At 58.6% G+C, this 23,485-nt stretch carries 17 protein-coding genes; 13 read left to right on the top strand and 4 right to left on the bottom strand.

The window, feature by feature from the left end:
* The first annotated feature begins 2 nt into the window (after nucleotides 1–2).
* The 4 genes from FQK12_RS13620 (at nucleotide 3) to FQK12_RS13605 (ending at nucleotide 2,328) form a co-directional block, all read left to right on the top strand.
* Nucleotides 3–1,001, top strand: a complete 999-nt coding sequence (locus FQK12_RS13620; protein WP_014839755.1) for a glycosyl hydrolase family 8 — start codon at nucleotides 3–5, stop codon at nucleotides 999–1,001.
* 265 nt (nucleotides 1,002–1,266) lie between these two features.
* Nucleotides 1,267–1,374, top strand: a complete 108-nt coding sequence (locus FQK12_RS13615) for a type I toxin-antitoxin system toxin Ldr family protein (protein ID WP_014227177.1) — start codon at nucleotides 1,267–1,269, stop codon at nucleotides 1,372–1,374.
* A 368-nt stretch (nucleotides 1,375–1,742) separates the two neighbouring features.
* A complete protein-coding gene (locus FQK12_RS13610) occupies nucleotides 1,743–1,850 on the top strand; it encodes a type I toxin-antitoxin system toxin Ldr family protein (RefSeq protein WP_004855299.1) in 108 nt (35 codons plus the stop codon).
* Nucleotides 1,851–2,220: 370 nt separating this feature from the next.
* Complete coding sequence (locus tag FQK12_RS13605) at nucleotides 2,221–2,328, top strand: type I toxin-antitoxin system toxin Ldr family protein (RefSeq protein WP_004855299.1); 108 nt, start codon at nucleotides 2,221–2,223, stop codon at nucleotides 2,326–2,328.
* 83 nt (nucleotides 2,329–2,411) lie between these two features.
* Here FQK12_RS13605 and bcsG read toward each other — a convergent pair whose 3' ends face one another.
* Genes bcsG through bcsE form a run of 3 tightly spaced genes read right to left on the bottom strand, consistent with a single transcriptional unit; the run spans nucleotide 2,412 to nucleotide 5,835 of the window.
* A complete protein-coding gene (bcsG, locus tag FQK12_RS13600; RefSeq protein WP_014227176.1) occupies nucleotides 2,412–4,088 on the bottom strand; it encodes a cellulose biosynthesis protein BcsG in 1,677 nt (558 codons plus the stop codon).
* A complete protein-coding gene (gene bcsF, locus FQK12_RS13595) occupies nucleotides 4,085–4,282 on the bottom strand; it encodes a cellulose biosynthesis protein BcsF (RefSeq protein WP_014227175.1) in 198 nt (65 codons plus the stop codon). Before bcsF ends, bcsG begins: the two co-directional genes overlap by 4 nt.
* The gene (bcsE, locus tag FQK12_RS13590) at nucleotides 4,279–5,835 is read right to left on the bottom strand and encodes a cellulose biosynthesis protein BcsE (RefSeq protein ID WP_038422941.1); all 1,557 of its coding nucleotides are present in this window, start codon (nucleotides 5,833–5,835) and stop codon (nucleotides 4,279–4,281) included. Before bcsE ends, bcsF begins: the two co-directional genes overlap by 4 nt.
* A 167-nt stretch (nucleotides 5,836–6,002) precedes the next feature.
* On the opposite strand from bcsE, the gene bcsR reads away from it, so the two are divergent.
* The 3 genes from bcsR to bcsA are packed head-to-tail and all read left to right on the top strand — an operon-like array spanning nucleotide 6,003 to nucleotide 9,558.
* Nucleotides 6,003–6,191 carry a cellulose biosynthesis protein BcsR gene (gene bcsR, locus FQK12_RS13585; RefSeq protein WP_004855289.1) on the top strand — a complete coding sequence of 63 codons (189 nt, stop codon included), beginning with the start codon at nucleotides 6,003–6,005 and terminating at the stop codon, nucleotides 6,189–6,191.
* A gap of 11 nt (nucleotides 6,192–6,202) precedes the next feature.
* Nucleotides 6,203–6,940, top strand: coding sequence for a cellulose biosynthesis protein BcsQ (bcsQ, locus tag FQK12_RS13580; protein ID WP_014227173.1), 738 nt, complete (start codon nucleotides 6,203–6,205; stop codon nucleotides 6,938–6,940).
* Nucleotides 6,937–9,558: a UDP-forming cellulose synthase catalytic subunit gene (gene bcsA / locus FQK12_RS13575; protein WP_014227172.1), complete on the top strand. Its 2,622-nt coding sequence runs from the start codon at nucleotides 6,937–6,939 to the stop codon at nucleotides 9,556–9,558. The genes bcsQ and bcsA overlap by 4 nt, the downstream gene beginning before the upstream one ends.
* Before the next feature lie 79 nt (nucleotides 9,559–9,637).
* On the opposite strand, the gene FQK12_RS13570 is transcribed toward bcsA, so the two are convergent.
* A complete protein-coding gene (locus FQK12_RS13570; protein ID WP_038422945.1) occupies nucleotides 9,638–10,750 on the bottom strand; it encodes an RNA-guided endonuclease InsQ/TnpB family protein in 1,113 nt (370 codons plus the stop codon).
* 127 nt (nucleotides 10,751–10,877) lie between these two features.
* Between FQK12_RS13570 and bcsB the strand changes: the two genes are divergently transcribed.
* From bcsB to FQK12_RS13540, 6 genes are all read left to right on the top strand, one after another.
* The gene (bcsB, locus tag FQK12_RS13565; protein ID WP_038422947.1) at nucleotides 10,878–13,220 is read left to right on the top strand and encodes a cellulose biosynthesis cyclic di-GMP-binding regulatory protein BcsB; all 2,343 of its coding nucleotides are present in this window, start codon (nucleotides 10,878–10,880) and stop codon (nucleotides 13,218–13,220) included.
* 3 nt (nucleotides 13,221–13,223) lie between these two features.
* Complete coding sequence (bcsZ, locus tag FQK12_RS13560; protein WP_038423819.1) at nucleotides 13,224–14,333, top strand: cellulose synthase complex periplasmic endoglucanase BcsZ; 1,110 nt, start codon at nucleotides 13,224–13,226, stop codon at nucleotides 14,331–14,333.
* A complete protein-coding gene (gene bcsC / locus FQK12_RS13555) occupies nucleotides 14,315–17,800 on the top strand; it encodes a cellulose synthase complex outer membrane protein BcsC (protein ID WP_014227168.1) in 3,486 nt (1,161 codons plus the stop codon). The genes bcsZ and bcsC overlap by 19 nt, the downstream gene beginning before the upstream one ends.
* A 441-nt stretch (nucleotides 17,801–18,241) precedes the next feature.
* Entirely contained in the window at nucleotides 18,242–20,248 is a 2,007-nt protein-coding gene (hmsP, locus tag FQK12_RS13550) for a biofilm formation regulator HmsP (protein WP_014227167.1), read from the top strand.
* Nucleotides 20,249–20,402: 154 nt separating this feature from the next.
* Complete coding sequence (gene dctA, locus FQK12_RS13545) at nucleotides 20,403–21,689, top strand: C4-dicarboxylate transporter DctC (protein ID WP_014227166.1); 1,287 nt, start codon at nucleotides 20,403–20,405, stop codon at nucleotides 21,687–21,689.
* A gap of 221 nt (nucleotides 21,690–21,910) precedes the next feature.
* Nucleotides 21,911–23,416, top strand: coding sequence for a M16 family metallopeptidase (locus FQK12_RS13540; protein ID WP_014227165.1), 1,506 nt, complete (start codon nucleotides 21,911–21,913; stop codon nucleotides 23,414–23,416).
* Nucleotides 23,417–23,485: the final 69 nt, after the last annotated feature.

Raw genomic sequence — 23,485 nt, 5'->3', positions numbered from 1 at the left:
TTATGTCCTTGCGTGCTTTAGCGACAGTCGTGGTGACGACGGTGATGATGCTTCCCCACGCGTGGGCCGATACGGCGTGGGAAAGCTATAAATCGCGTTTTATGATGCCGGACGGACGCATTATTGATACCGGCAACGGCAACGTCTCCCATACCGAAGGGCAAGGTTTTGCCATGCTGTTAGCGGTGGCCAATAACGATCGCTCCGCCTTTGACAAGCTATGGCAGTGGACCGATAAAACCCTACGCAACAAAGATAACGGGTTGTTTTACTGGCGCTATAACCCGGTGGCGCCCAATCCGGTGGCGGACAAAAATGACGCCACCGATGGTGATACCCTGATTGCCTGGGCGCTGCTGCGCGCGCAGCAGCAGTGGCATGAAAAATCCTACGGCAGCGCGTCGGATGCGATAACCGCTTCGCTCCTGAAGTCTACGGTGGTCACGTTTGCCGGTCGTCAGGTGATGCTTCCGGGCGCAAAGGGATTCTATCTCAACGACCACCTGAATCTTAATCCCTCCTACTTTATCTTTCCGGCGTGGCAGGCCTTCGCCGCGCGTACGCATTTAACCGCCTGGAGAAAGCTGCAGAGCGATGGCCAGGCGCTGCTGGGGAAAATGGCGTGGGGGAAATCGCAGCTTCCCAGCGACTGGGTGGCCTTAAGAGCGGACGGTAAGATGGAGCCGGCAAAAGAGTGGCCGACGCGAATGAGCTTCGATGCGATCCGTATTCCGCTGTATGTCTACTGGAGTGACCCGAAAAGCAGCCTGCTGACGCCGTGGAAAAACTGGTTCCAGCGCTATCCGCGTCTGCAGACGCCGGCGTGGATAAACGTGAATACCGATGAAGTGGCGCCGTGGTTTATGACCGGCGGGCTGCTGGCGGTACGCGATTTAACCCTTGGCGAAGCGCAGGCCGATCCGCAGATTACGCCGCAGGACGACTATTACTCCGCCAGCCTGAAGCTGCTGGTATGGCTGGCAAATAAAGACCAGGCGTAAACTATGGAATGCGCCTCGAATAACGCAGTCGAGCCGGGTGCTGAAATCTGAAGGGCGCCGTAGAATCGTCGGCAAGCCGGGCTTGCCCGGTGAGGCGCAATGTTGCGGGGGCTTGAACCCCGGCGGCAGAGATGAATTGGTTGCTGGAAAGAGAAAACCCCCGCACGTTGTTTGGTATCAACCTGGCAACGTATCGGGGGCTACTCTCAAACCTGAACAATTTGAGGATAGCCGCGAACGGTTGCCATTGCAACAAGGCGGCTGTATGACGCTCGCTCAGTTGGGCCTGCTGCTGTGGGACGATCTGGCGGCTCCGGTGATTGCTGGCATTCTGGTCAGCATTATCGTGAGCCGGATGGATAACCGGAAGTAGCCGGCCGGTGGGTATCTGCCTGCCTTAGTGGCAGCATGCGCCCGAACGGGGCCGCAGGGGTAACATCCTGCGGCCTTTTTCGTTGTATTGCTGCAACAAAAAAGTTTCCTGGAATGCGTCTCGCACCGCGCGTAATGGCGGAGTGCGGGTACCCGATCGGGCCAGTAGAATAGTCGGCAAGCCGGGCTCGCCCGGTGAGGCGCAATGTTGCGGGGGCTTGAACCCCGGCGGCATAGAGAGATGGTTGCTGGAAAGAGAAAACCCCCGCACGTTGTTGGTATCAACCTGGCAACGTATCGGGGGCTAATCTCGAACCTCAACAATTCGAGAATAGCCGCGAACGGTTGCCATTGCAACAAGGCGGCTGTATGACGCTCGCTCAGTTGGGCCTGGTGCTGTGGGACGATCTGGCGGCTCCGGTGATTGCTGGCATTCTGGTCAGCATTATCGTGAGCCGGATGGATAACCGGAAGTAGCCGGCCGGTGGGTATCTGCCTGCCTTAGTGGCAGCATGCGCCCGAACGGGGCCGCAGGGGTAACAACCTGCGGCCTTTTTCGTTGTATTGCTGCAACAAAAAAGTTTCCTGGAATGCGTCTCGCACCGCGCGTAATGGTGGAGTGCGGGTACCCTATCGGGCCAGTAGAATCGTCGGCAAGCCGGGCTCGCCCGGTGAGGCGCAATGTTGCGGGGGCTTGAACCCCGGCGGCATCGATGGATGGGTTGCTGGAAAGAGAAATCCCCCGCACGTTGTTTGGTATCAACCTGGCAACGTATCGGGGGCTAATCTCGAACCTCAACAATTCGAGAATAGCCGCGAACGGTTGCCATTGCAACAAGGCGGCTGTATGACGCTCGCTCAGTTGGGCCTGGTGCTGTGGGACGATCTGGCGGCTCCGGTGATTGCTGGAATTCTGGTCAGCATTATCGTGAGCCGGATGGATAACCGGAAGTAGCCGGCCGGTGGGTATCTGCCTGCCCTAGTGGCAGCATGCGCCCGAACGGGGCCGCAGGGGTAACATCCTGCGGCCTTTTTCGTTTATTGCGGATAAGGGACCCAGCTGCCGCCGTTCAGCTGAACATACGGTTTCCCCTGGTATTGAATGACGATGGCGTTGGAGTTTTCCGACACCGCCGCGCTCTGCGGCAGGTTGGCAATATACTGCTGCCAGTTGATGTCGTTTTCGTCAAACATCTTGCCGTCGAGGGCGCGGACCACCAGCTCAGAAATCGCCAGGTAGCTGCTTGGCTGGTTAATGATAATCGGCGCATCGGGGTGTCTTGCCTTAATGCCGAAGAATTTCACCGCCGCCGGTACGTTGGTAATGGATGGGCTGGGAATATCGCGCAGGCCGGAAACCTGCATTTTGTCGCCTTTCAATGCCGCACCGTGTTCCGGTACGACGATGACCAGCACCTTACGCCCCGATTTCTCCAGTTCGGTGAAGAAATTATCCAGCTCATCGAAGAACTTCTGCGCACGGGCTTTATAGTCCGCGGTTTTGCTCTGGCCCGGATAGTGGTTACCGTCATGCAGCGGCAGCGTGTTGTAGAAGGTCGCCGTGCGCGGCGTATTCAGCTTATCCAGCGTCTGCAGCCAGCGGTTCAGCGTTGCCTGGTCGTCATAGACCGGTGAGCCGTCAAAACCCTGCAAAATCACCGGCAGGCCGCTTTGATCCATCAGCGGGCTCTGGATCCCGCCCAGCGAGCGAAGCTCCTTCAGGAAGTCGCCGAAGATACCGTTGTGGCCGAGCATCAACTGCTGCGTGAAGCCCAGCTTCGCCAGGTTTTCAAACAGATAGCATTCGCTGCCCGATGGCTGATAAAGGTTCGCATGAGAGAGCTGGCCGCAGCTGGCGCGCAGCAGACGCGCCGCCGCCGGCCCGCTGTAAGAGGTCGCCGAGTTAAAGTTTTTGAACAGCAGGTCGAAATGCTTCCACAGCGGATGATCCATCAGCCCGGCCGCTTCAATATCCGACCATGAGAGCGAGCAGATGTTGATTATCAGCACATCAAACGGCTGGGCATCGGCCGGAAGCGCATCCGGGAAAGTGGTTTTACGTTTTTGCTCGGAAGCGTAAAAGGCATTCAGCCAGTTGGTGAGATTGGCCGACGTCGGCGGCTCGGTTTGCGGCGGAATATCGTTATTCGCCGGTGCAGTATTGGTCGCGATGGCCGTTCCACCGCCCGTATTAACGGCGGTGTTCGCCGCCGCGGTCGTCGGCTGACCTGCCGGCCACAGGGTGAAAGAGGGCATCAGCGGGCTGACAACCAGCCAGACCACGATCGCTGAAACGAAAACCGTCACTCGTAGCCACTGGCTGATAAACAGCCACAGGACCAGCAGCACGAAGAACGCGCCGACCATATTCCAGTTAATAAAGCGGGTCACCAGATCCCAGATATAGTCGGCGCTGAAGCCGGCAATCTGCGAGCCCTGGCTGGCAATGCTTTCCGGGCCGGGCAGCCAGGTGTCGTGCCAGAACAACATAAAACCCAGCGGGATTGCTATCCAGTGGCGGATGCGGTGCAGCTTATACTGCGGAATTGGCACCAGCAGGAAGGCCAGAAACACCAGGTTTAACATGGGATGAAAATTGAGGTATCCGCCCCATAGCAATGCGAACTTCACCAGAAAGTAGAAGTTCCAGCCAGATAAGCCTCGCCAGTACCGCCAGAGCGGAAGCGACGCGGTGGGTGTTTTGGGTTTGGTCATTTCGTTGATTTGCCTTGCCTGGATGTCGCTTCCCGGCGCAGCACGCCAGCCGGTTTGACATAACGGGGTTTAAAGAACATCAGTCTTAATGTGGTGCGAATACGCCGCTGGTAGTGGCGCGTCAGGTATCCCAGCGGGAAGAACAGCAGGGCGCACAGGACGACCAGCTGAATAATATCGGCGATAGACATCATAAGGTTGGCTCCCCATCAATGGACAGACGGTGCGCCTCGGGGTTGCGCCGCCAGCTTCGCCCGTCATGGGTGGCGTTGATGGTTTCATTTTTGCCAAGCGAAATGGGCAGCGGCGTGTTCCAGTTCTCCGGCAGAATCCCGCGCATCTGCATGATTTCAGCCGTTATTTGCTTATCTTCAAACCAAATCATACGGTTAGAAAAAATATCGCCGGTTGGTAAAGGGAAAATATGGTTTAAGGCGGTATCCAGGTCGTTCACCCGGCAAAATGACAGAAACAGCACCAGGCGATTGTTGCCGATGGTCATAATGTCGCCCATACGGTTGGGCTTACACAGCGTCAGCGCCTGCTCTACGCGCAGGCCGGGCGCCGGGCGCAGCGCCACCATCACCCCTTTGCCATCGGCGGGCAGCATGGTGTTGGCCATAATATTGTGCACCGCTTCGCAGAAGTCCCCCCATTTCTGATAGCCGCGCAGTTTTAGCGGCTGGCTCCAGGTCAGCAGAGTATTAAAATCTTCCGGAATATGGCGAGTAAACTGCTGTTTCTGAACGCTTTCTATAAGCGTGAGGCAGCGGGATAACGGCGCGCCGCTGGGAATAACCATATTGGCGCCGCTGCTCAGCAGCAGGCGTTCATCGGTGGCGCGCAGGCTCGGCGTTTGTTCGCGGACGACGATTTTTAACGCACTGCCGCGCTGGCGGCGCAGGGTATGGATGTAGCGTCCCAGCTGTTCAATCTGTTCGTTCTGGGTAATGGAGAAGATCAGCGTTGCCGCCTGCGCCATCCTCCCGGCGTTGAAAACGGCGTCGTTGGTATCGAACAGCGTCCAGTATTCGGATAGCGCGGGGGCACCTTCCAGTACGCGCAGATTGCTAAGAATGACTTTTTCGTCGCTGCGCGGTTGCACCACCGTTTCTTCATCCTGCGCCAGCCGCCAGCCGTTTTCATCCTGAAGAACAATGAGCTGCTGCCGGGCGCTGATGCCTTTTTCACTCCCCCACCAGGCGATATCGAACAGGTGGTTATCCCCCTGGTAACGAATACTTGCCAGACCGGAAAGCGAGCGGTACTCGCGTAATAAAGGGGAAAGTTGCTTATCGATATCGTGCCCGGAATTAAGTACTAGTAATGAACAACGATGATAATTAGTCCATCGATACGATTTCTCAACCCAATTGCATAAATCATCGCTTTTTATATTCTGCCAGGCATTTTCAGCGCATAGCAGAATAAACAAATAATTGCCAGGTTCGAGGGAACAAACTAAATCGCGGTGCATTTCTTGCAGCCCCTCAGCACGGTTCGGCATGCTAAATAACGCGATCTTTTCTGGCCCGCGATTTTTCTCTAGTTCAATGATTTTATTTGGGTTATCACCCATGACTATCGCCGCAACCTGGCTCTGTTTATCCTGGGCAGCCAGCGTATGGTTGAGCAGGCTTACCGCGTCGGCATAGCGGTCGACATTCAGCCACCATACTCCACCCACGGGCATATGACGTACTTCGTCCCATAATGATGAAATACCCAAAGAATATACGATATCCACGGCGTCCCTCGTGAGACTTGATTTACACTTGATTAGTTTACTAGCGAAAGCGTCAGAGTAAACCTAACATTGAAATTAAAGGACATCAGTTTTAGCATGTAAACATATTTTAAGGATGATCTTACGCCTCTCGGTTTAATTTATTGTATTTTCCAACGGACAGAGAAATGCCAGCAAAAGAGCCTGCTGTACCCACCGATGCGACTTTGGGCTACACGTTTCAAAATGATTTCCTGGCGTTAAGCCGGGCATTTTCCCTGCCTGATATTCACTACCACGATATTTCCCGACGCGAGCAGTTAACCGCGGCGCTAAAACGCTGGCCATTACTGGCTGAATTAGCAGAGAAAAAGTAAGGAAGCCGTCGATGGCGATTCTGGGATTACAGGGCGTGCGCGGCGGTACCGGCACCACGTCGATTACCGCTGCGCTGGCCTGGGCGCTGCAATTACTCGGTGAAACCGTACTGGTGGTGGACACCAGCCCGGACAACATGTTGCGCTTTTTTTTCAACGTCGATTTCAGCCACAAAGCGGGCTGGGCGCGCGCCACGATCGACGGCAGCGACTGGCGCGACGCCGGTTTGCGCTACACCTCGCATATCGATCTTTTGCCCTTTGGTCAGCTGACGCCGGGCGAGCGCGCGAACATTGACCAGCTTCAGCCGACGCTGGCGCCGATGGCCGGGATGGTGCAGAAGCTCCATCAGCAGGGCGATCACCGCTGGCTGCTGATTGACCTGCCGGACGGTTACTCGCCGCTGACCCGCTCCCTCATTGACGTCTGCGACCGCACGCTGGTCATCGTGCATCCGGACGGCAACAGCCATATTCGCCTGCATCAGCAGGCGCTGCCGGTCAATAGCGATATTTTGATTAACGATCTGCGCGTCGGCAGCCAGCTGCAGGAGGATTTGTATCAGCTGTGGCTGGAGAGCCAGCGCCGCATTCTGCCGGTGACCATCCATCGTGATGAGGCGATGGCGGAGTGTCTGGCGGCGAAGCAGCCGCTCGGCGAGTACCGGCAGGACTCTCTGGCGGCGGAGGAGATACTGACGCTGGCCAACTGGTGTCTGCTGCACTACGCCGGGAAGGGGGCGGAATGATTCGCCTGAGCACCCTACTGCTGGCGCCGCCGGTCGGGAAACGGCTGAACGAGCGCTATCGCGACTATCGCCAGCACGGCGCGTCGTGGCTGTGGGCCGCGCTGGGCTGCCTGTGGGCATCTCTGGCATGGGCGTTTATGCCGCTGGAAACGCCTCGCTGGCAGGCTATTCGCGAACGTCACGGCGAGTTTTTCCCGCATATTAATCCGCATCGGCCGCGCCCGCTGGACCCGATTCGCTACCTGCTGCAGTGCGTGTGGCTGCTGGCGACGCGGGTGCCGGAGCCGGATAAAAAGATCAACTGGCGTTCGCTGGCGGCGCTGGAGGGCGTCCAGGGGCGCTATGCCCAGTGGCTGGAAAAGCTGCCGGAAAAGGTTAACGCCCGCACCGGTCACCTGGATAAACATAAAGAGCTGGCTCACCTGTCGCCAAAGCTGCGGCGGCTTATTCTGGGCACGATAACCTTTTTCTCGCTAATCCTCGCGCTGCTCTGTATTACCCAGCCGTTTAATCCGCTCTCGCAGTTTATTTTCCTGCTGCTGCTGTGGGGCGTGGCGCTGCTGGTGCGCCGCATTCCGGGACGCTTTTCGGCCCTGATGCTGATCGTGCTGTCGCTGACCGTCTCCTGCCGCTACATCTGGTGGCGCTACACCTCGACGCTCAACTGGGATGATCCCGTGAGCCTCGTGTGCGGGATAATTCTGCTGTTCGCCGAAACCTACGCCTGGGTGGTGCTGGTGCTGGGGTATTTCCAGGTCGTCTGGCCGCTGAACCGTCAGCCGGTCCCGCTGCCGGAGGATATGGCGCAGTGGCCGACGGTCGATATTTTCGTGCCGACCTACAACGAAGACCTCAACGTGGTGAAAAACACCATTTACGCTTCCCAGGGGATCGACTGGCCGAAGGACAAGCTCAATATCTGGATCCTCGACGACGGCGGGCGCGAAGAGTTCCGCCAGTTCGCCAAAGACGTCGGGGTGCACTACATCGCGCGCACCACCCATGAACACGCGAAAGCCGGGAATATCAACAACGCCCTGAAGTACGCCAAGGGCGAGTTCGTGTCGATTTTTGACTGCGACCACGTGCCGACCCGCTCGTTCCTGCAGATGACCATGGGCTGGTTCCTGAAAGAGAAAGAGTTGGCGATGATGCAGACGCCGCACCACTTCTTCTCCCCGGACCCGTTTGAGCGCAACCTGGGACGATTCCGCAAAACGCCGAACGAAGGCACGCTGTTTTATGGCCTGGTGCAGGACGGGAACGACATGTGGGACGCGACCTTCTTCTGCGGCTCCTGCGCGGTGATCCGCCGCGGCCCGCTGGATGAAATCGGCGGCATTGCCGTGGAAACGGTGACTGAAGATGCCCACACTTCTCTGCGCCTGCACCGTCGCGGGCACACTTCAGCCTACATGCGTATCCCGCAGGCGGCCGGTCTGGCGACGGAGAGCCTGTCGGCGCATATTGGCCAGCGCATCCGCTGGGCCCGCGGGATGGTACAAATTTTCCGCCTTGATAACCCCTTGTTTGGCAAAGGGCTGAAGCTGGCGCAGCGCATCTGCTACGTCAACGCGATGCTGCACTTTCTATCCGGTATTCCGCGGCTGATCTTCCTGACCGCGCCGCTGGCGTTTCTGCTGCTGCACGCCTATATCATCTATGCGCCAGCGCTGATGATCGCCCTGTTCGTGCTACCGCATATGATTCACGCCAGCCTGACCAACTCGAAGATTCAGGGCAAATACCGCCACTCTTTCTGGAGCGAGATCTATGAAACGGTGCTGGCGTGGTATATCGCGCCGCCGACCTTTGTCGCGTTGATTAACCCGCATAAGGGCAAATTCAACGTGACGGCAAAAGGCGGACTGGTGGAGGACGAGTACGTCGACTGGGTGATCTCTCGTCCCTATATCTACCTCGTGCTGCTGAACCTGGTCGGCGTCGGGGTGGGGATCTGGCGCTTTATGTACGGCCCGGAAAACGAAATCCTGACCGTCTGGGTGAGCATTATCTGGGTGTTCTATAACCTGATTATTCTCGGCGGCGCGGTGGCGGTCTCGGTTGAAAGCAAGCAGGTGCGGCGATCGCACCGCGTGGAGATGTCGATGCCGGCGGCGATTGCCCGCGATGACGGGCACCTGTTCTCCTGTACCGTCCATGATTACTCAGACGGGGGCCTTGGGGTCAAGATTCACGGCGAGGCGCAGGTGCTGGAAAGCCAGCACGTCAAGCTGTTGCTGAAACGCGGGCAGCAGGAGTACGCCTTCCCGGTGCGGGTCGCGCGGGTCAACGGCAGCGAGGTCGGGCTACAGCTGCTGCCGTTAAGCAATCAACAGCATATTGATTTTGTACAGTGTACGTTTGCCCGCGCAGATACGTGGGCGCTTTGGCAGGATAGCTTCCCGGAAGATAAGCCGATGGAAAGCCTGCTGGATATCCTGAAGCTGGGGTTCCGTGGATATCGTCACCTGGCGGAGTTTTCTCCGCCGTCGGTGAAGGTTATTTTCCGCTCGCTCACCATGCTGGTGGCCTGGTTTGTCTCGTTTATTCCGCGCCGTCCGGAACGCGCAGCGGCGACACTCTCGGCAGAACCGGCGATGGCTCAACAATGTTGACGTATTCCCCCACCTTTGCGTTGACTCGACTCAGGAGCGGGATTCTTGCTTCACGGTGGTGACCTTAGCCCCAGGGGGGTTAAGGATTTACAGCCACTCCACAAGCTAACACGGCAAGCCCTGCCGCTTTGATATTACGGGCCGCGTTAATGTCGCGATCATGGTCTGCCCCGCATTTCGGGCAGGACCATTTACGAACATCCAGAGGCATCTTTTTCATGGTGAAACCGCAACAGCTACAGCGTTTTGAAGACGGGAAAAACCGGTCGATTGCGACCACTGAACGCCCGGCCCATTCGCCTTTGTACCGGAGCTGGCGCGTGAATTCACCCCAGCCTGCGTCTGCTATCGCTTTGGACAACGACGGGTTGCGGAGCATGTTCTTCACCTTCAGAGATTCGACGCAAACAACTTGGTTCTCGTTTATCAGTTTGCGGGATGCTTTGTGCAGGGCATCCAGACGGCAATCGGCTATTTTCGCGTGGAGTCGGGCCACCTTTAAGCGGGCTTTGGCACGGTTCTTTGAGCCTCTGGCTTTTTTGCTTAAACGGCGCTGGAGCTGCGCCAGGCGGGCCGCGTATTTAGCAGTATGGCGGGGATTGCCGGATTTAAATCCGGTATCAGTGACGAACAAATCTTTTAAACCCACATCAATTCCGACCGTTTTAGCGGTGATCGGCAGTGATACGGGCTCAAGCTCGCAGAGACAGGAGACGAAATATCGCCCGGCGACGTCTCTGGAAAGGGTGACGGTAGATGGAGTAGACGGCAATTCACGGCTCCAGCGCACGTCTAAAGGCGCTTTACTCTTTGCCATATACAGCTTGCCATTGCGATATTTGAATGCGCTGGCGGTCAATTCAGCGGCTTGTTTATGGCGCTTACTTTTGAATGCCGGGTATGCGGCACGCCCGGCGAAAAAGTTAGTAAAGGCGGTCTGTTGGTGGCGCAGCGACTGCTGTAGCGGCACGCAGGAAACATCATTGAGCCAGGCAAATTCCGGCTCTTTTTTTAGGGCCGTTAACCGGGCGCTGGCCTGGACGTAGCCCATTTTCTCCTTCCGTTCGTTGTAGGCATCAATGCGCCAGCGAAGGATTGAATTGTAGACGAAACGCACACAGCCGAACGTCCTGGCCAGAAGCTCAGCCTGCTCGGGCGTTGGATAGAATCGAAATTTATATGCGCGTTTCATGGTTTCGCAAGATACGCACAATTATGCGAGGGTTATTGATAGTGATCAAATATACAGTATTCATGCACGAAAACCGCCTCCACTCCTCTCTCACCTCCATAGGTGGGGGGATCCTGGGGGCATATTGATGAACAGAAAACTCTCTTTGATTTGTGCAGTAGCGGTGGGTATTAGCGGATGGTCTCCCTTCGCTTCGTATGCGGAACCGACGGCGGCGGCGACTCAGGCCGGGCCGACGACGATGGTCCCCGGTATCGCGGGTACGGTGGCGGACAGCCAGCCCACGGCGACGCTTGCCGATCCGGCAGCGCCGGTGGTGGTGCTGGATAACGCTCCGACCCGCGACGTGAAGCTGACCTTCGCCAAAATCGCCCCGCCGCCGGGCAGCATGGTGCTGCGCGGCGCGCGCCCTGAGGGGTCGGTAGAGTTCGGTATGCGCAGCGATGAAGTGGTGGCAAAAGCGCTGCTGAATCTCGACTACACGCCCTCTCCGTCGCTGCTGCCGGTGCAGTCGCAGCTGAAGGTTTATCTTAACGATGAGCTGATGGGCGTGCTGCCGGTCACTAAAGAGCAGTTGGGTAAAAAAGTCAGCGCGCAGATCCCTATCGATCCGCTCTATATCACCGACTTTAACCGCGTGCGCCTTGAGTTTGTCGGCCACTATCGCGATGTCTGTGAAAACCCGGCCAGCAGCACCTTGTGGCTGGACGTCGGTCGCGAAAGCTATCTGGATTTAACCTACCAGTCGCTGAACGTGCGCAACGATCTTTCGCATTTCCCGGTACCGTTCTACGATTCGCGCGATAACCGCCAGCTGACGCTACCGATGGTCTTTGCCTCCGCGCCGGGTGTCCTGCAGCAGCAGGCGGCGGCCATCGTCGCCTCCTGGTTCGGCAGCAAGGCGGGCTGGCGCGGCCAGCAGTTCCCGGTGCAGTTCAACCAACTGCCGGACCGTAACGCCATTGTGTTTGCGACCAACGATAAGCGCCCTGACTTCCTGCGCGAGCATCCGCCGGTTAAGGCGCCGACGATTGAAATGATCGACCACCCGGATAATCCGTACGTCAAGCTGCTGGTGGTCTTCGGGCGGGATGACAAAGACCTGCTGCAGGCGGCGAAGGGGATAGCCCAGGGCAATATTCTGTTCCGCGGCAGCAGCGTGACGGTTGACGATGTCAAACAGCTGCAGGCGCGTAAACCCTACGATGCGCCGAACTGGGTGCGTACCGATCGGGCGGTGACCTTTGCCGAGCTGAAAACCTACGAACAGCAGCTGCAATCCAGCGGCCTGGTGCCGGATTCCATCAACGTGGCGCTGAACCTGCCGCCGGACCTCTACCTGCTGCGCGCCAACGGCATCGATATGAACCTGAACTATCGCTACACCATGCCGCCTATCAAGGACAGCTCGCGCATGGATATCAGCCTTAACGATCGGTTCTTACAGTCCTTCAGCCTCAACAGCTCGCAGGATGTGAATAAGCTGTTACTACGCCTGCCGGTGCTGCAGGGGCTGCTGGACGGCAAAACGGAAGTGACGATCCCGGCATTGCGCCTCGGCGCCATGAATCAGCTGCGCTTCGACTTCCAGTATATGAACCCGATGCCGGGCGGTTCTATCGATAACTGTATTACCTTCCAGCCGGTGCAGAACCACGTGGTGATAGGCGACGACTCGACCATCGATTTCTCGAAGTACTATCACTTTATGGCGATGCCGGATCTGCGCGTATTTGCTAACGCGGGCTTCCCGTACAGCCGGATGGCCGATCTCGCCGATACCCTGGTCGTGGTGCCCAAATCGCCGACCGAGGGCCAGGTTGCCACGCTGCTGGAGACGGCCGGCGGCATTGGCGCGCAAACCGGCCTGGCGGCCATTAACCTGCGCATGACCGACGACGGCAGCCAGATTAAGGACAAAGACGCCGACCTGCTGCTGATTGGCTCCATTCCGCAGGCGCTGAAGGACGACACGAAAATCAACCTGCTGGTTGAAGCGACCAAAAGCTGGGTGAAAACGCCGATGCGCCACTACGATCTGGCCAGCATCTATCCTGATACCGAGGCCAGAACGCCGAATACCCGCACCGACGTCACGTCGACCGGGCCGATGGCGGCGATTATTGGCTTCCAGTCGCCGTACAACGATCAGCGCAGCGTCGTGGCGCTGCTGGCCGACAGCCCGCGCGGTAACGAACTGCTGACCCAGGCGCTTAACGACAGCGGTAAACGCGCGGCGATGTTTGGTTCCGTTGCGGTGATTCGTGAGTCGGGCGTCAACAGCCTGAGGGTGGGCGATATTTACTATATCGGGCACCTTCCGTGGTTCGAACGTATCTGGTTTGCGCTCTCCAGCCATCCGGTGCTGTTGGCGATTCTGGCGGCGGTCAGCATTGTTCTGCTGGCATGGGTGCTATGGCGCATGCTGCGTATTATCAGCCGCCGTCGCCTCGACCTTGATGATGAGTAATTGATGATGAACGCGGTGCGCGGTGTGGTGTTATCGGTATTGATGCTGGCGGCGGCGCAGGTGAGCGCCGCCTGCCAGTGGCCGGCCTGGGAGCAGTTTAAAAAAGAGTATGTCAGCGCCGAAGGGCGAATTATCGACCCCAGCGATGCGCGAAAAATCACCACCTCGGAAGGGCAAAGCTACGGGCTGTTCTTTGCTCTGGCGGCTAACGATCGCGACGGCTTCCGCAAGCTGTTCGAGTGGACGCAAAACAACCTTGCCGAGGGCGATTTGCGCGCGCATCTCCCGGGCTGGCTGTGGGGGAAAAAGAGCGATGACGAGTGGACGGTGCTGGACAACAATTCAGCCTCGGACTCCGATTTGTGGATAGCCTGGGCGCTGCTGGAGGCCGGACGTCTGTGGGACACACCTCAGTACACCGAGGTAGGCAAGGCGCTGCTGGCGCGCATTGCCGACGAAGAGGTCGCCACCGTACCGGGGCTGGGGCCGATGATTCTGCCGGGGAGAGTTGGCTTCGTCGATGACCGCGGCTGGCGTTTTAATCCCAGCTATCTGCCGCCGCAGCTGGCGACCTACTTTGCCGCGTTTGGCGCTCCCTGGCCGAAGATACGCGACGGCAATCTGCATCTGCTGCTGGAAACCGCGCCGAAAGGTTTTTCGCCTGACTGGGTGCGTTACGAAAAAAGCAAAGGCTGGCAGCTGAAAGCGGATAAACCCATTATCGGCAGCTATGACGCCATTCGCGTCTATCTGTGGGTCGGTATGCTCGATGACGGCGATAAGCAAAAAGCTCGCCTGTTGGCGCGTTTTAAACCGATGGCGACCCGGACGATTGACCAGGGCGTGCCGCCGGAAAAAACCAACATCGCGACCGGTAAAACTACCGGCAACGGTCCGGTTGGCTTCTCCGCTGCGCTACTGCCTTTCTTGCAGAAGGAAGATGCGCGCGCCATTCAGCGCCAGCGCGTCGCCGATAACTATCCCGGCGCGGATGCTTACTACAGCGCGGTCCTGACCCTTTTCGGCCAGGGATGGGATCAACACCGTTTTCGCTTCACCGCCGGTGGCGAATTACGGCCTGACTGGAACCAGGAATGCACAAGTTCTCACTAAGCTTATTCACCCTCTCCTTAGGCGTCGCGCTGATGCCGCTGGCGCACGCCGCGACTACGCCTGTTCAGGAACATCTACTGGAGCAGGTCCGCCTCGGCGAGGCCAGCAAACGTGAGGATTTGGTGCGCCAGTCGCTCTATCGCCTGGAATTGATCGACCCGAATAACCCGGACGTTGTTGCCGCGCGGATGCGCTATCTTCTCCGCCAGGGCGATACCGCCGGCGCGAAGCAGCAGCTGGAGCGTCTGGCGAAGCTGGCGCCGGAATCGCCCGAGCTGAAAGCCTCGCGTGACGAAATGAAAAGCAGCACCGGCGATGGTCGCCAGGAGCTGCAGCAGGCTCGTCTGCTGGGCGTGGCCGGGAAGGTTGATGAGGCCATCGCCGCTTACGAGAAGCTGTTTAACGGCGTTCCTGATGATGATGACGCGGCGATTGAGTACTGGACGCTGGTGGCGCGGCTGCCCGCCCGTCATAACGAAGGCATCAATCAGCTGAAAAAACTCAACGCCCGCTTGCCGGGCAACGTCCCGCTGCAAACGGCGCTGGCGAAACAGATGTTTGGCGATAATAAGCCGGAAGAGGGATTTGCTTATCTGGAGCAGATGTCCCGCTCGGCGGCGGGGCGCGGTATCGCGGCGGACATCTGGTTTAACGAAGTGAAAAGTATGCCGGTCAGCCGGGCCAGCGTGCAGGCGCTGCAGCGCTTTCTCATGCAGTTTCCCACCGGTTCCACCTCGGCGAATGCCCGCGTCCTGCTCGCTCAGCAGCAGACGCAGCTAAAAGACCCGACGTTCCGCGATCGCGCGGAGGGGCTGGCGGCGGTGAAGGCCGGGAAAGGTTCGGTGGCCGTGGCCGATTTGCAGCAGGCTGTGCGGGCGGATGCCAAAGACAGCGACGCGGTTGGCGCATTGGGGCAGGCGTACTCCCAGCGCGGCGATCGGGCGCGGGCGGTTGCCCAGTTGAGTAAAGCCATCAAAATGGACCCGGATAGCCCGAGCCGCGATAAGTGGGACAGCCTGCTCAAGACTAACCGCTACTGGCTGCTGATTAAGCAGGGCGATAGCGCCCTCAAAAGCGGCCAGCTGGCGCAGGCGCAAAATCATTACGCCCAGGCGCAGCGCATAGACAATACCGACAGCTATGCGGTGCTGGGGCTGGGGGACGTGGCGGCGGCGCGTAAAGAAAACGCGGCGGCGGAGCGCTACTACCAGCGCGCGCTGCGAATGGATCGCAGCAACAGCCTGGCGGTGCGCGGTCTGGCGAATCTGTATCGCGCCGAATCGCCGGAAAAAGCCAGCGCGTACATCGCCAGCCTGTCGCCGGGCCAGCGGCGCAGTATTGATGATATCGAACGCAGCCTGACGAACGATCGGCTGGAGAAACAGGCCGAAGCGCTGGAGAGCCAGGGCAACTGGGCGCAGGCGGCGGAAGTGCAGCGCAGACGGCTGGCGCTGGATCCGGATAGCGTGTGGATCGCCTACCGCCTGTCGCGGGATCTGGTCAGCGCGGGCAGCCGCAGCGAAGCCGATGCCATCATGCGCGCGATGGTCAACCGCCAGCCCGGCGATGCCGACCGGGTTTACGCCTACGGCCTCTACCTATCCGGGAATAATCAGGATGAGATGGCGCTGGCGCAGATTAACGCCCTGCCGCGCGGGCAGTGGACGGACAATATTCGCGAGCTGGAGGCGCGCCTGCAAAGCGATAACGTGTTGCGCCAGGCGAATCAGCTGCGCGATAGCGGCCAGGAAGCCCGGGCGATCGCCCTGATTAACCAGCAGCCGACGTCGGTGCGCTACGCGCTCACGCTGGCGGACTGGGCGCAGCAGCGCGGCGACAGCCAGACGGCGATTGCTGAATATCAGCGGGTGCTGGGGCAGCAGCCTGACAACGGCGATGCGCGTCTGGGCCTGGCGGAAGTGTATCTTGCCGATGGCGATAAAAACGCCGCCCGCGCCCAGGTGGCGCAGCTCAAGGGCGACGACATCGATTCTATCAATATGCAGCGGCGTATCGCCCAGGCGCAGGCCGGGTTGGGCGATCGCGCTCAGGCGCAGCAAACCTTCGCCCGCATCGTTCCGCAGGCGAAAGCGTGGCCGCCGTCAATGGAAAGCGCGCTGGTGCTGCGCGACGCCGCGCGTTTCCAGGCGCAGAACGGCGAGCCGCAGCAGGCGCTGGAAGGCTATAAAGATGCAATGGTGGCCTCCGGCGTCGCCCGCGAGCGCCCGCAGGATAACGACACGTTTACGCGGCTGACGCGTAACGACAGCAGCGATGACTGGCTGAAGCGCGGGATCCGCAGCGACGCGGCGGATCTTTATCGTCAGCAGGATCTTAACGTCACCCTCGAACATGATTACTGGGGCTCCAGCGGTACCGGCGGCTATTCCGACCTGAAAGCCCATACCACGATGCTGCATGTGGATGCGCCGCTGGCCGACGGGCGAATGTTCTTCCGTACCGATCTGGTTAATATGGATGCCGGGAGTTTTTCGACGAACAGCGACGGCAGCTATTCGCCGAGCTGGGGCACCTGCGGTGAAATCGCCTGTAGCGGCGGCAGCAAACATCAGAGCGATAGCGGCGCCAGCGTCGCGGTGGGCTGGAAGAACGATACCTGGAGCGGCGATATCGGCACCACGCCGATGGGCTTTAACGTCGTTGATGTGGTGGGCGGCCTGAGCTACAGCAGCGACGTTGGTCCGCTGGGCTACACCGTGAACCTCCATCGACGCCCCATCTCCAGCTCGCTGCTGGCCTTTGGCGGGCAGAAAGACAACCCTAACGACGGCCATACCGGCAAGACCTGGGGCGGGGTGCGCGCCGACGGCGGCGGTCTGAGTCTGAGCTACGATAAAGGCGAGGCCAACGGCGTCTGGTCTTCGCTGGGCGTCGACCAGTTGACCGGGAAAAACGTCGCCGACAACTGGCGCGTGCGCTGGATGACCGGCTACTACTATAAAGTGGTTAACGAAGATAACCGCCGGGTCACCGTCGGCCTGAACAATATGCTCTGGCACTACGATAAGGATCTCAGCGGCTATACGCTGGGTCAGGGCGGTTACTACAGTCCGCAGGAATATGTCTCCTTCTCGGCGCCGGTTACCTGGCGTCAGCGGACGGCGAACTGGTCATGGGAGCTGGGGGGCTCGGTATCGTGGTCCCACTCGCGCACCAAAACCGAGGCGCGCTATCCGCTGCTCAATTTGATTCCTTCGCAGTATCGTCATGATGCCAGCCAGCTCACGGAAGAAGGCAGCAGCAGTTCTGGCGTCGGCTATACCGCACGGGCGCTGATTGAACGACGGGTGACCAGCAACTGGTTTGTCGGGGCGGCGGTGGATATCCAGCAGGCGAAGGATTACACCCCGAGCCATGCGCTGCTGTACGTTCGCTATTCGGCTTCCGGCTGGCAGGGCGATATGGATATGCCGCCGCAGCCGTTGGTTCCTTATGCCGACTGGTAGCGGATTAGGCTGAATTATGCGACAGGGCGCCACTCCGCGGCGCTCTTCGCGTATACTCGTTGCCTCCGGCCAGGCAGCCCGATTTCCCCTCCGGTGGTGCGGAAGCAGCGTAGCGCGCTGCATCCCGGAGGCGGCGCCAGGGGCGCCTTGTCCGGGCTACCGGCCCGATGGCGGTTGTGAGCGTGTAGCCCGGGTAAGGCGTTAGCCGCCACCCGGGAATGTTCCCCGGTCGCGCTATGCTTACCGGGGCTACAGGTCGGTGCTGCCTGCGGATTTTGTAGCCCGGACAGGCGCATTGCGCCGCCTCCGGGAAAGCGGCCTGATGGCATTGCTTTGCGCCTTGCGGGCGTGAGCGAACAATTTGAGTATATAATCAGCCTGATAACGATCGGTGAGAGGGACCTATACCCGATATGCGTTCAGTTTCAGTGGAGAACCCCGTTGCGCGTCAGCCGTTCACTTACAATTAAACAGATGGCGATGGTCGCGAGCGTGTCCATGGCGTTTGTACTGGTCTTCTGTTCTATTCTGCTGTTCCACTTTGTTCAGCAGAGTCGTTTTACCACGGCCACGCAGTTAGAAAGCATCGCGCGTTCCGTTCGCGAACCGCTGTCAGCGGCTATCCTGAAAGCCGATATCCCTGAGGCGGAAGCCATTCTGAGCCGTATTCAACCCGCAGGCATCGTCAGCCGGGCGGATGTTGTCCTGCCCAATCAGTTCCAGGCGCTGCGGATGCGCTTTATCCCCGAGCGCCCGGTACCGGTAACCATCACCCGTATGTTTGAACTGCCGGTACAGATTTCGCTGCCTATCTACTCCCTTGAACGGCCCGCTAACCCACAGCCGCTGGCCTATCTGGTGCTCCAGGCCGACTCATACCGCATGTATAAATTCGTCATGAGCGCGCTGGCGACGTTAGTGACCGCTTACTTGCTTCTGGTGCTGATGCTGACGGTGGCGATCACCTGGTGCATCAACCGTCTGATGGTACGACCGCTGCGTAAAATCGCCCGTGAGCTAAACGATGTCCCGCAGCACGAGCGTTTGGGCCATCAGCTCACGCTGCCGCGTCTCCATCATGACGATGAAATCGGCATGCTGGTGCGCAGCTACAACCGTAATCAGCAGACGCTGCTGCGCCTGCACGACGAACTCTCTTTGCAATCGACCCGTTTTCCGGTATCCGAGCTGCCGAACAAAGCCTTTCTAATGGCCATGCTGGAGCAAACCGTCGCGCGACCGCAGGCCTCGGCGCTGCTGATTATCGCCTGCGAAACGCTACAGGATACCGCTGGCGTACTGAAAGAGACGCAGCGTGAAATGCTGCTGCTAACCCTGGTTGAAAAGCTGCGGGCGATTATTCCGGCGCAGATGGTGCTGGCTCAGGTGAGCGGCTACGACTTCGCGATTCTGGCCCACGGCATTGACGAACCCTGGCAGGCGGTGACGTTAAGTAAGCAAGTACTCACTGTCTTAAATGAACGTTTGCCGCTGCACGGCATCCAGCTGCGCCCCTGCGCCAGCGTCGGTATCGCGATGTTTAACGGCGAAATTAACGCCGAACAGCTCTACCGTCGGGCGTTTTCCGCCGCCGTAACCGCGCGTCGTAAAGGGAAAAACCAGATTGAGTTCTTCGATCCGCAGCAGATGGAAAAAGCGCAGCGCCGCTTAATGGAAGAGCACGATATTCTGACGGCGCTTGATAACCAGCAGTTTGCCATCTGGCTGCAGCCGCAGGTGGATACCCACAGCGGCGAGGTGTGCGGTGCGGAAGTGCTGCTGCGTCAGCGTCAGGCGGACGGCAGCTGGTCGCTGCCGGGCGATCTGATTGAGCGTATCGAAGCCTGCGGGCTGATGGTGCCGGTCGGCTACTGGGTGATGGAAGAGGCCTGCCGGCAGATTGCCGCCTGGCAAAATCAGGGGATTATGTTGCCGCTGTCGGTCAACGTGTCGTTGCTGCAGCTGCTGCATCACGATCGCGGCGAGGAGATGCTGGCGCTGCTCGCGCGCTATCGTATCGCGCCGGGCACGCTGGTACTGGAAGTCACCGAAAGCCGTCGGATAGACGACCCGCAGGCGATTATTTCCCTGCTGCGTCCGCTGCGTGAAGCGGGCGTGCGGATTGCCCTCGATGACTTTGGTATGGGCTACGCCGGCCTGCGCCAGCTGCAGCATATTAAATCGCTGCCGGTAGACATCCTGAAAATAGATAAAGTCTTTATCGATATGCTGCCCGATGATATCAGCATGATGCCCGCGATTATCCAGCTGGCGCGGGGGCTGAATCTGCACATTGTCGCGGAGGGCGTCGAAACCGATACCCAGTATCGCTGGCTGCAGGAGGCGGGCGTCGAGACGGTGCAAGGGTATCTTTTTGGCTGCGCCATGCCGCCTGAGGCTTTTATGGCCCGTTTTTTACCCGGTGATGTTGAGGATGCAAGTTTGTAACAACATTGTTAGCTTATGCGAGTCAGTTCAAATAAATTAACAATTGCATTGCAATTTCATCACTCGTTATTTCTGAAATGTTTCATGGGTGTTATTTTTAAGCCACGGACGCAATACCCCCTCAAGGTCTGTGGTTATCTCCAAAGGACACCCTATGAAAATCTCTTTCTTTAAAAGCCTCTATGTCCAGGTTCTCTCGGCCATAGCGATCGGTATTCTGCTGGGCCATTTTTACCCGGAACTGGGTGCGCAGATGAAACCCCTCGGCGATGCCTTCGTTAAGCTGATTAAAATGATTATTGCCCCGGTTATCTTCTGTACCGTCGTGACGGGGATTGCCGGGATGGAGAGCATGAAAGCCGTCGGCCGCACCGGGGCGGTGGCGCTGCTCTACTTTGAAATCGTGAGCACAATTGCGCTGATCATCGGCCTGATCATTGTAAACGTGGTGCAGCCCGGCGCGGGAATGAACGTTGACCCGGCGACCCTCGACGCGAAGGCCGTGGCGGTTTACGCCGAACAGGCGAAAGATCAGGGCATCGTAGCGTTCCTGCTCGATATTATCCCCGGCAGCGTAATTGGCGCTTTTGCCAGCGGCAACATTCTGCAGGTGCTGATGTTTGCGGTGCTGTTTGGTTTCGCGCTGCATCGCCTCGGCAGCAAAGGCCAGCTGATTTTTAACGTTATCGAAAGCTTCTCGCAGGTGATCTTCGGCATCATCAATATGATCATGCGCCTGGCGCCGATTGGCGCGTTCGGGGCCATGGCCTTTACCATTGGGAAATACGGCGTCGGTACGCTGGTGCAGCTTGGCCAACTGATCGTCTGCTTCTACATCACCTGCATCCTGTTTGTGGTGGTGGTGCTGGGGTCGATCGCCAAAGCCACCGGCTTCAGCATCTTTAAATTTATCCGCTATATCCGCGAAGAGCTGCTGATTGTCCTGGGGACATCTTCATCCGAGTCGGCGCTGCCGCGTATGCTCGATAAGATGGAGAAGCTGGGCTGCCGCAAGTCGGTGGTGGGGCTGGTGATCCCGACGGGGTACTCCTTTAACCTCGATGGCACCTCAATATACCTGACGATGGCGGCGGTGTTTATCGCCCAGGCGACGAACAGCCATATGGATATTTTCCATCAGATCACCCTGCTGGTGGTGCTGTTGCTCTCCTCAAAAGGCGCGGCGGGGGTGACGGGTAGCGGCTTTATCGTCCTTGCGGCGACGATTTCCGCCGTCGGGCACCTGCCGGTCGCCGGTCTGGCGCTCATTCTTGGCATCGACCGCTTTATGTCCGAGGCGCGCGCGCTGACCAACCTGGTGGGTAACGGCGTCGCGACCATAGTTGTCGCTAAATGGGTCAAAGAGCTGGACGCGAAACAGCTGGATGATGTGCTGAACAACCGTACTCCGGTAAGCAAATCGCACGAATTATCCTCATAAATCCATCTGTTAGGCCCGTTGTCCCTTGCTGGACTACGGGCTCCTGCGCATAATTAGGGGTCACTGTCGCTTGCGCGGCGGTGACCCTTATGTTTATTTCACGTCAACATGCGACATTTTCATCTCCGTGTGGTCTAACCGACGTACTTAACTCACCATATTTTTTCGGCGGCCCTCCCGTGGGCCGCTGTTGTAACCAGGATTGTTCATCAGGGGTTCACATGCAGGGCACAAAAATTCGACTCTTAACCGGTGGTTTGCTGATGATGGCGACGGTCGGTTATGTGCAGGCAGAAGCGCTCCAGCCGGACCCGGCCTGGCAACAGGGGACACTGGCGAATGGGTTTCAGTGGCAGGTTTTAGCCACCCCGCAGCGTCCCAGCGATCGTATCGAAGTTCGCCTGTCCGTGAATATTGGCTCGCTGAGCGAAAGCACTCAGCAGAGCGGCTTTAGCCACTTTATCCCGCGCCTCGCGCTGACGCAAAACGGTGGCCTCCCGACCATGCAGGCCCGTTCGCTATGGCAGCAGAGTATTGACCCGAAGCGTCCTCTGCCGCCCGCCATCGTCTCTTATGACTACAGTTTGTTTAACCTGAGCATACCGAATAACCGTAACGACCTGCTGAAAGAGGCGCTGAGCTGGCTGGCCAGCGCCAGCGGTAAAATGCCGATCTCCCCGGAAACCGTCAACCACGCGCTGCAGGGCGAAGACATGGTGGCAACCTGGCCTGCGGATACCAAAGAAGGCTGGTGGCGCTATCGGCTAAAAGGCTCCACCATGCTGGGGCACGATCCGGCGGCGCCGCTGAAGCAGCCGGTGGATATTGCTCAGCTAAAAGAGTATTACCACAAGTGGTACACGCCGGATGCCATGACCCTGATTGTGGTCGGCAACGTGGATAGCCGCAGCGTCGCGGAACAAATCAACAAAACTTTCGGCGGCCTGAAGGGCAAGCGCGAAACGCCGGTGGCGGTTCCTACGCTGTCGCCGCTGCCGACGACGCCGGTCAGCATCATGACCGATGCGGTGCGCCAGGATAAGCTGTCGCTGATGTGGGATGCGCCGTGGCAGCCGATCCGCGACTCGGTCGCGCTGCAGCGCTACTGGCGCGACGATCTTGCCCGGGAAGCGCTGTTCTGGCACGTACAGCAGAATCTGAGCAAAAGTAATATCAAGGATATCGGCCTTGGCTTTGACTGCCGCGTGCTCTACCAGCGCGCCCAGTGCGCGATCAATATCGAATCGCCGGGCGAGCGCCTGAACGCCAACTTAACGACCGTGGCGCGCGAGCTGGCGAAAGTCCGCGATCGCGGCCTGCCGCAGGAGGAGTTTGATGCCCTGATCGCGCAGAAAAACCTCGAACTGCAGAAGCTGTTTGCCACCTATGCGCGCACCGATACGTACATCCTGATTAGCCAGCGGATGCGTTCGTTGCAAAATCAGGTGGTGGATATCGCGCCCGAGCAGTATCAGAAACTGCGCCAGGAGTTTCTCAATTCGCTGACGGTCGACATGCTGAATCAGTACCTGCGTCAGCAGCTGTCGCAGGATATGGCGCTGGTGCTGCAGCAGCCGCAGGGTGAGCCGGAATACAACATGAAGGAACTGCAGGCGACGTGGGAAAAGCTGATGGCGCCCGCGCCAGCGGCCGCAGCGGCGTCGAGCGCCGCCGGTGATGTTGTGGAAGGGCGTAACGAAGCGACGGATATCCCGCCAGCGCAGTAAAGCAAAACCGGATAGCGTGGCTATCCGGTGAGGTTTATGGCTAATCTGTTTTACGTATTGCTGGGTTGG

Source organism: Klebsiella sp. ME-303, assembly GCF_007910085.1.
GTDB classification, from domain to species: domain Bacteria; phylum Pseudomonadota; class Gammaproteobacteria; order Enterobacterales; family Enterobacteriaceae; genus Klebsiella; species Klebsiella michiganensis.
The sequence above is the reverse complement of the archived record's forward strand: the minus strand, read 5'-3'. Positions and strand labels throughout refer to the sequence as shown.

What these genes read in the sequence shown, in the direction of transcription:
- bcsQ (WP_014227173.1), top strand. Translation starts at nt 6,203, where the DNA reads ATGGCGATTCTGGGATTACAGGGCGTGCGCGGCGGTACCGGCACCACG.
- FQK12_RS13610 (WP_004855299.1), top strand. Translation starts at nt 1,743, where the DNA reads ATGACGCTCGCTCAGTTGGGCCTGGTGCTGTGGGACGATCTGGCGGCT.
- bcsG (WP_014227176.1), bottom strand. Translation starts at nt 4,088, where the DNA reads ATGACCAAACCCAAAACACCCACCGCGTCGCTTCCGCTCTGGCGGTAC.
- FQK12_RS13605 (WP_004855299.1), top strand. Translation starts at nt 2,221, where the DNA reads ATGACGCTCGCTCAGTTGGGCCTGGTGCTGTGGGACGATCTGGCGGCT.
- FQK12_RS13615 (WP_014227177.1), top strand. Translation starts at nt 1,267, where the DNA reads ATGACGCTCGCTCAGTTGGGCCTGCTGCTGTGGGACGATCTGGCGGCT.
- FQK12_RS13620 (WP_014839755.1), top strand. Translation starts at nt 3, where the DNA reads ATGTCCTTGCGTGCTTTAGCGACAGTCGTGGTGACGACGGTGATGATG.
- bcsA (WP_014227172.1), top strand. Translation starts at nt 6,937, where the DNA reads ATGATTCGCCTGAGCACCCTACTGCTGGCGCCGCCGGTCGGGAAACGG.
- FQK12_RS13540 (WP_014227165.1), top strand. Translation starts at nt 21,911, where the DNA reads ATGCAGGGCACAAAAATTCGACTCTTAACCGGTGGTTTGCTGATGATG.
- bcsZ (WP_038423819.1), top strand. Translation starts at nt 13,224, where the DNA reads ATGATGAACGCGGTGCGCGGTGTGGTGTTATCGGTATTGATGCTGGCG.
- FQK12_RS13570 (WP_038422945.1), bottom strand. Translation starts at nt 10,750, where the DNA reads ATGAAACGCGCATATAAATTTCGATTCTATCCAACGCCCGAGCAGGCT.
- bcsR (WP_004855289.1), top strand. Translation starts at nt 6,003, where the DNA reads ATGCCAGCAAAAGAGCCTGCTGTACCCACCGATGCGACTTTGGGCTAC.
- bcsC (WP_014227168.1), top strand. Translation starts at nt 14,315, where the DNA reads ATGCACAAGTTCTCACTAAGCTTATTCACCCTCTCCTTAGGCGTCGCG.
- bcsF (WP_014227175.1), bottom strand. Translation starts at nt 4,282, where the DNA reads ATGATGTCTATCGCCGATATTATTCAGCTGGTCGTCCTGTGCGCCCTG.
- dctA (WP_014227166.1), top strand. Translation starts at nt 20,403, where the DNA reads ATGAAAATCTCTTTCTTTAAAAGCCTCTATGTCCAGGTTCTCTCGGCC.
- bcsB (WP_038422947.1), top strand. Translation starts at nt 10,878, where the DNA reads ATGAACAGAAAACTCTCTTTGATTTGTGCAGTAGCGGTGGGTATTAGC.